Origin of the sequence: Oceanihabitans sp. 2_MG-2023, from assembly GCF_030547245.1 — a bacterium.
Taxonomy (GTDB): domain Bacteria; phylum Bacteroidota; class Bacteroidia; order Flavobacteriales; family Flavobacteriaceae; genus Oceanihabitans.
This window is the reverse complement of the sequence record NZ_JAUOQT010000009.1, coordinates 81,302-89,373: the sequence shown is the minus strand read 5'-3', so window position 1 is coordinate 89,373 and position 8,072 is coordinate 81,302. Positions and strand designations below refer to the sequence as shown.

5 protein-coding genes are annotated in these 8,072 nt (G+C 31.7%); 1 reads left to right on the top strand and 4 read right to left on the bottom strand.

The genetic code is table 11. From position 1 onward, the window contains the following. The first annotated feature begins 350 nt into the window (after window positions 1-350). Window positions 351-2,786, top strand: a complete 2,436-nt coding sequence (locus tag Q4512_RS15175; protein ID WP_303426140.1) for a helix-turn-helix domain-containing protein — start codon at window positions 351-353, stop codon at window positions 2,784-2,786. Window positions 2,787-2,837: 51 nt separating this feature from the next. Here the strand turns inward: Q4512_RS15175 and Q4512_RS15170 are convergent, their stop codons facing one another. The 4 genes from Q4512_RS15170 to Q4512_RS15155 form a co-directional block, all read right to left on the bottom strand. Then, complete coding sequence (locus tag Q4512_RS15170) at window positions 2,838-3,647, bottom strand: T9SS type A sorting domain-containing protein (protein ID WP_303426138.1); 810 nt, start codon at window positions 3,645-3,647, stop codon at window positions 2,838-2,840. 19 nt (window positions 3,648-3,666) lie between these two features. Further along, entirely contained in the window at window positions 3,667-5,070 is a 1,404-nt protein-coding gene (locus tag Q4512_RS15165) for a hypothetical protein (protein ID WP_303426136.1), read from the bottom strand. Between the two features lie 12 nt (window positions 5,071-5,082). Continuing rightward, window positions 5,083-6,549, bottom strand: coding sequence for an SUMF1/EgtB/PvdO family nonheme iron enzyme (locus Q4512_RS15160; RefSeq protein ID WP_303426134.1), 1,467 nt, complete (start codon window positions 6,547-6,549; stop codon window positions 5,083-5,085). Between the two features lie 333 nt (window positions 6,550-6,882). Beyond that, on the bottom strand, window positions 6,883-8,025 hold the full coding sequence (locus Q4512_RS15155; protein ID WP_303426132.1) for an acyl-CoA dehydrogenase: 1,143 nt from the start codon (window positions 8,023-8,025) through the stop codon (window positions 6,883-6,885). Window positions 8,026-8,072 lie beyond the last annotated feature (47 nt).

Below are 8,072 nucleotides of genomic sequence, written 5' to 3'. Positions count from 1 at the left end.
GATGGTACTACATTGTGGAAGAGTAGGTCGTCGCCTTTTTTAAACCCTTCAATATTTATTTATTGAAGGGTTTTTTTATATACTATAATCAAGGAAAATATATTAGCATACATTACTATGAATCCTTTGCGAATCCTTCGCGAGAACGATAGAAACGATATCCTTTTTTTTTAAATTGTATACTGCTTTACTTGGATAGTATTAGCCGTTTATTTAAATATATGATATTCTATTTCTATAAAACTTAAAAAAAGATAAAGTGGATAGCGTGGTTTTTATTTTTTTTAAAAACTCGCCAAAAAAACTATTGATTTTAATTATCTTCAAACTCTGTATAGAAAATAGTATCAATGACAACAAATAAGGAATTAGATTTAGCTTGGGATTTTGTTAATAACACAGAAAGAAATGTGTTTTTAACAGGGAAAGCAGGAACTGGTAAAACCACTTTTTTGCACAAGTTGAAAATGACTTCTTTGAAAAGAATGGTGGTTGTTGCTCCAACAGGAGTCGCGGCTATTAATGCTAAAGGAGTAACGATACATTCTTTTTTTCAGATGCCTTTTGGTCCTATTTTACCAAACGAGGAGTTAAAGGGTGCAGGAGGTTTTAATAGAAAATTTGGTAAAACGAAGATCAATATTATTAAGTCTATGGATTTATTAGTTATTGATGAAATTAGTATGGTTCGTGCAGATTTACTCGATGGAATTGATAAGACATTGCGAAGATTTAGAAGTAGGGATAAAGTTTTTGGTGGCGTACAATTATTAATGATTGGTGATTTGCAGCAGTTATCTCCAGTTATAAAAGAGAATGAATGGTATTTATTAAAACCTTTTTATAACAATGCTTTCTTTTTTAGTAGTTTAGCGTATCAACAATGTAACGCTATTACTGTGGAGTTACAGCATATTTACAGGCAGGACAATCCTAAGTTTATAGATATTTTAAATGAGATTAGAACTAATACACTTACGCAAGCTTCTGCAGAAGAATTAAACAAAAGATATCAGCCAAATTTTTCACCTAAAGAAGAAGATGGTTATATATCGTTAACTACACATAACAATAAAGCAGAGCGCACGAATATAACAGAATTAGAAAAATTAAAAGGAAAAAGAGTTGTTTATAATGCATCTGTATCTGGCAAGTTTCCAGAGTTTTCATATCCTAATAAAGAAGAGTTAGTATTAAAAGTTGGAGCTCAAGTTATGTTTATTAAGAATGATAGTTCTGTTGATAAGCGTTATTTTAATGGGAAAATAGGTACAGTTATTTTGTTAGATAAAGAGGAAGTAGTTGTAAAATGTACAGACGATGATTTTAATATTATTACGACTCCAGAAACTTGGGAAAATATAAACTACAGTGTAGATAAAGAAACAAAAGCAATTACCGAAAATAAAATTGGCTCGTACACACAAATGCCTTTGCGTTTAGCTTGGTCTATAACGATTCATAAGAGTCAGGGTTTAACTTTTGATAAAGCTATAATTGATGCACAAGGTGCTTTTGCGCATGGACAAACCTATGTTGCGTTGAGTCGTTGTAAAAGTTTAGAGGGGTTGGTGTTGAAAAGTAAAATCAATTCCAATCAGATTATTAGTGATTCGAATGTGATTTCGTTTAATAAAAAGGCAGAAGAAAATCAGCCAGATGAAACTATTCTTGTACAATCTAAGTCTGAATTCCAATTAAATTTAATTGCTGAAATCTTCAATTTCTATAGATTCCTGTATCCTGTAAATCGGGTTTTAGATATTTATTATAAAAATAGAGGAAGTATTGAAGGGAATATAGAAGCTCCTTTAGTGACTATTAAGGATTGTATTACGAATTTATTAAAAGTAGCAAATGCATTTAAAGCACAACTAAATGATATTTCTGGTACTAATACTATACCAGAAGCAAGTAAGGAAATACAAGCTCGTTTTACTAAGGCATTAGATTATTATAAAAAGGAATTAGAAACTAAAATTATAAACCCATATAAAGCGTTTAGTTTTTCAACAGATAATAAGGCTTTACAATCGGAGTTAACGAAAGCATTAGATTTGTTTGAAGAATTATTGGCTACCAAGCAATTGTATTTTAAAGAACTAACAGAAGGTTTTAAAGTAAAGCTATTTTTAGAATTACGAGCTAAATCGATTTTCTTGACAAAAGAAACACCAAAGAGATCTAGGAAAACAGTTATTGATGGAACGACTAATGTAGAATTATTTGAATTACTACGAGAGTTGCGAAATACAATTGCCGAAGATAAAGGACTTGTTCATTTTCAAATTTTCACCCAGAAATCTTTATATGAAATGTGTGAAACTTTACCAACCAATAAAAGTGAATTATTAAAAGTAAATGGCTTTGGTAAGACACGTGTTGAAAAATACGGAACCGAAATTATTAAAGTCATTCGCGATTATTGCGATGAAAATGATATAGAAGCTTCTAAAGATGTTGAAATATTTGAAGTTTCTACACCGAAGAAGCAAAAAGGAGAAACTAAAAACATATCGTTAGAATTATTTAAAACTGGTAAATCTATAGAGCAAATTGCTATAGAGCGCGATTTAAATGTAAATACAATTACAGGGCATTTAGCAAGTTTTATACCTTCGGGAGAAGTGAAAATAACGGATTTAATTTCTGAAAAGCATTACAAAGCATTAAAAGCCATAATACCAAAACAGAAGTTTGAAAACCTATCGGATTTAAAACACCAAATAGATGATAAGTATACCTATGGTGAAATTCGTTTAGTATTGGATGATTTGAAAAAATAAAAAAGCTTCAAAAATTTATTTTTGAAGCTTTTAAAGAAAGTGCTTAAACGTTTATTTAACAATTAATTTTCTTGTAATTTTTTCTCCTTCAGAAGTAATAGAAACAATATACATTCCTGCGGATAAACTTGTAACATCAAAAGTGTTTTCTTCCGATACATTTACTAGAATTTGTTTTCCTAAACTATCAAATAGTTTTATTTGAAAATCACTAAAATTTTCTGGTACTTCAACTTTTACTATACTACTAGCTGGGTTAGGAAGCATAGAAAATGTACTTAATTCTTTTTCTTCTATATCTAGAGTAGAAAAATTATAAGTAGTTGTTCCAGATAAAGCAGATGCATTAGGATCTACTACATTTGTAAAAATAAACATAGAATCATCAATCATATCAGCTTGCATAAAACTTTTTAATGGAGTTACTGATGTAGCCAATGTAGAATTATTAGCTAAAACATAAATAGATCCAGATGTTGGTGTACCATGGACTTGAATGGTAACCATTGGAGAATCTATTCCGTTAACTGGAGCTGGTAATGCAATAACACTGCCTAAGGTTTCTGTAATTAAATAGCCGTCAATGGTTGGTTGCGCAACATTATTTCCGTCAAAGAAAGTTGCATTAGCTGCACTTCCTAAAGAGGAGGATATACTCGCTGTAATTCCATCGCTTAAAATAATAGTAAAGCCATAACTTTGTACTAAAGTTGCAAAATTAGATGCGCTAGCATTTGGTCTAGCTGCAATAGTATAACTATAAGCTCCATTGTCTATTAATGTATAAGTATAACCATCTTGTGCATTTGTTTGTAATGTAAAGAGGTAAAAGAGAAATAGTAATAAAATATTTTTTTTCATGATTATTGTTTTATAAAATTTAATTTTCTGGTAATTGTTCTTTTATTTCATACGTACTAAAGTTTAGCCCGTTTTCAGGATGTGATAAAACATTTTGTAATAATATAGGAGTATCCGGTTCTGTTCCAGTATACTGTGTATTACCATCCATATCTACATCTTGTACTTTATAACCAGTAACTATAAAAGTTGGAAAATTTAATATGTTTCCAGGATTATTTAACACTTCTGATAATATGTTTGGAGCATCTGGATTGGTTCCAGAATATTGTATAACTTCATCTCCATTTGCATTTCCAGCCCAAAGTGCTTTCTGTCCAGATAGTAGTGTAGTTTGTGCATTACTTCCAAAGGTAGCAATTGAATTATTTGTAAAATTTATGTTTGTATTAGATGTAGATAATGCAATTGGATTTTGCGTCATCACACTTAAATGATTTCTATGTTTTACTACTATATAGTAAGAGTCTGTAAACCCTTCTAAATAAATATTAGACAATCCATTGATATCTACCACATCACCATCACGTTGTACTAATGCAGATTTATCATCAACAATAAATGTATTATCAATAGCACTTCGTATTTCTATCCAAACCCAGTCTACAATATCGTTAGATGCTAATCCAGTTCCAGAAGTTCCTCCATTGTTTAAAACAGATGGATTAATAACTCGCATATCTGGATAAGGACTTGTTAATGGTATGTATCCACTAATCCTTAAGTTATCGTTCATCAAACCAGTATTCGTTGGGTTAATTATAGGTCCTTGTAATATTACTTTAATATTCATTCTTAGATCTACTATTTGATTAGGATCTAGAAAATCAGTTGTTTGATCTACATCAAAACCATCTCCATTACCACCTTCGTATAATATGGCTAGTGAAATATTCTCTAATGTCGTATTTAGTAAGTCATCATTGTCAAAACCATCTCCATTACCACCTTCATATAAAACGGCTAGCGAAATATTCTCTAAAGTGGTATTTAGCAAGTCATCATTATCAAAACCATCTCCATTACCACCTTCATATAAAGCGGCTAGTGAAATATTTTCTAAAGTGGTGTTTAGTAAATCATCATTATCAAAACCATCTCCATTTCCGCCATCATATAAAACAGCTAATGAAATGTTTTCTAAAGTAGTATTTAATAAATCATCATTATCAAAACCATCTCCATTACCGCCTTCATATAAAATAGTTAGAGAAATATTCTCTAATGTAGTATTCAATAAAGCAGCATCATCAAAACCATCTCCATATGCGCCACGATATAAGACGATAAGAGATAGGGCCTCTAGTGTAGTAGAGGAAACAATTTCATCATCATAACCATCGCCGTTTCCACCTTGATATTGTGCAAGTATTGGAATGCATTGGAATAGTATAAAAGATAAGATTAAAAATCTTTTTTTCATCTTTTCTATAAATTAAGGTGCTGTTCTTGCTGCTCTAAAACCAAGACGATTGTTCCCTGAAGCTATTATTGATGCACCATCAAATCTATCTGAAACTCTAATAAAATCAGCACCATTTAACCAGCTTCCTCCTCGAAAACTATAACCATCTCCAGTTGTACTGTTTGGCCAGTTGGATACCGTACCGTTTCCTGTTGTAGAGCTAATAATTCCATTTCCATGAATTCCTGTAAAGGCTCTTCCTTGTGCAGTACCAACAGTAACACATCGCTCATATAGATTTCCAGAAAGTTCCATAATTCCATAATAACTACCACCAGTTTCTTCACGATTGTTATTTACAGCGCTTGATGCAAATATTCCGTTTCTTAATGGTCCGTTGATAGTTCCATTTGTTATAGAATACAAAGCATTTCCAGTATTTACTTCTGGGTTTGTAATACGTTCGCTAGAAAAACCAGAGTTTACTAAAGTATAATCGTTAGAAGCTATGTTAGCACTTCCCCAAGCAAACTCTCCTGGTTTTGGTAATATAGGCCCTCTACAAGCTTTTTCGTATTCCAACTCCGAAAGCGGTCGCAACCCAGTCCAATCCATATATGCATTCATATCAGCAACACTTAAGAAACTTACAGCTCTATCTGGTGCAGATGTTGTTGCACTTGCGGTTCCACCAGTCCAAGAAATGGTGTTTCTACTTACTACCGCATCACTATTTTTATGTGTAGCATCTGTAACATCTCTATTTGTTTTTTGATTTTCTGTTAAACTGTTAAAAAAACTAACCCATTGTGATTCTGATACTTCATATTTCATAGAATAAAAAGCACCAAATCCTTTAGGATATGAAAGAGATAATACACCAGTTTGATCACCACCACTAGCATTAGATGCTGTATAATATAAATTACCTGAAGTATTTGCAATGGTTAAATTATTCTCTGAGGTAACTCTATAGGAGGAAGCTGTAGAAAATCCACCAGAATGAAACTTATTTGCTTCATCTCCAGTAGTACCTCCAACATAAAATGATCCTTCCGGTACATATACCATTTCTATAGCATGTACTTGAATATCTATAATATCATTGGTGTCTGTAGATCCAAAATTCCAACGAATTTGCATATTTTGAAAATTTACATTTCCACTTCCATCTGCATCTCTATATACAAGTGCTCCAATCCCATCGGGAGTTACATCTAATGTAGCACCAGTAGAAGGAGTAGAGTTTGCTTGACTTATAATTGCGTGTGTCCAAGTTCCATTATTTACTCTATATTTAATTACAACCCAAGCTGCATCCCAATTAGATGGTCCGGAACTTATTCTCCATGAATTATCCCAGGCGAGATCAAATTCTACATTCACCCAATTAGATATATCATTTAAGTTTTCTAATGAAATGTTGCTTACCCTAATGTTATTAGCATTTAAGGAGTAAGAAAATAGTACTGTAATAATTAAAATAATTTTTTTCATGGTTTTTAAAATTTGATTAATAGTTGTTTAATGTTTTATCTATGTAAAAGGTTAACAAGAATAATATGCCTTTAATAATCTGCATGAAATGATCTAAAAAATTAGAATTAAGAGATTATATACATAGACATATTTTTTTGTTTATTTTTTTTACATTTTTAAAATTATGATTATTAGCGATTTAAAATTATAGAAACATTGAAGAATAATCTTTTGTAAATGTATAGATGGGGTTGTTTATTGTATAAATGGATTATATTCTGTTTTTATAACAAAAAAAGCGTAGCCAATGGGCTACGCTTTTTTTGTTATTTCAATTTAAAAAAAGTAATTCTATCCTTTAATTAAACCTCTTGAAATTACTATTTTTTGAATTTCTGATGTACCTTCATAAATCTGCGTAATTTTTGCATCACGCATTAAACGCTCCACATGGTATTCTTTTACAAAACCATTTCCACCATGAATTTGTACAGCTTCAACAGTGTGTTCCATTGCTACTTTAGATGCGTATAACTTGGCCATTGCACTAGACATGTCGTAATTATTACCTTGATCTTTATCCCAAGCGGCTTTCATTACTAGCATACGAGCAGCTTCAATTTCTGTATACATATCAGCTAATTTAAAAGCAATAGCTTGGTGGTTACAAATTTCTGTTCCAAAAGCTTTACGTTCTTTAGCGTATTTTAAAGCCAATTCATAAGCTCCTGCAGCGATTCCTAATGCTTGAGCAGCTATACCAATTCTTCCTCCAGATAGCGTTTTCATTGCAAATCTAAATCCAGAACCATCATCGCCAATTCTATTCTCTTTAGGTACTTTTACATCATTAAATTGTAAAGTATGTGTATCACTTCCTCTTATTCCTAATTTATCTTCCTTAGGTCCAATATCAAAACCAGGAGTCCCTTTTTCAACTATAAAAGCATTAATACCATGAGAGCCTTTATGCTTATCTGTTTGCGCAATTACTAAGTAAACTTCTGCTCTTCCACCGTTTGTTATCCAGTTTTTTGTTCCATTAATCACATAATGATCTCCTTTGTCAATGGCTGTTGTTCTTTGCGAAGTTGCATCGCTTCCAGCTTCTGGTTCACTTAGGCAAAATGCACCAATTTGTTCTCCAGTAGCAAGTTTTGTTAAATATTTTTGTTTTTGTTCTTCACTAGCATAAGCTTCTAAACCATAACAAACCAAAGAATTATTTACAGATACCATTACAGAGGCAGATGCATCAACTTTAGAAAGTTCTTCCATAATTAATACATAAGAGATTGCATCCATTCCACTTCCTCCATATTTAGGGTCTACCATAATTCCCATAAAACCAAGGTCTCCCATTTTTCTTACTAATTCTTGAGGAAAAGTTTGTGCATTGTCACGCTCAATAACTCCCGGAAGTAATTCGGTTTGTGCAAAATCGCGAGCTGCATCGCGAATCATGATATGTTCTTCTGTTAAGCTAAAATCCATAATTCTAATTAAATGTTTTTATGATAAAAAATGAGTACAAATATAAC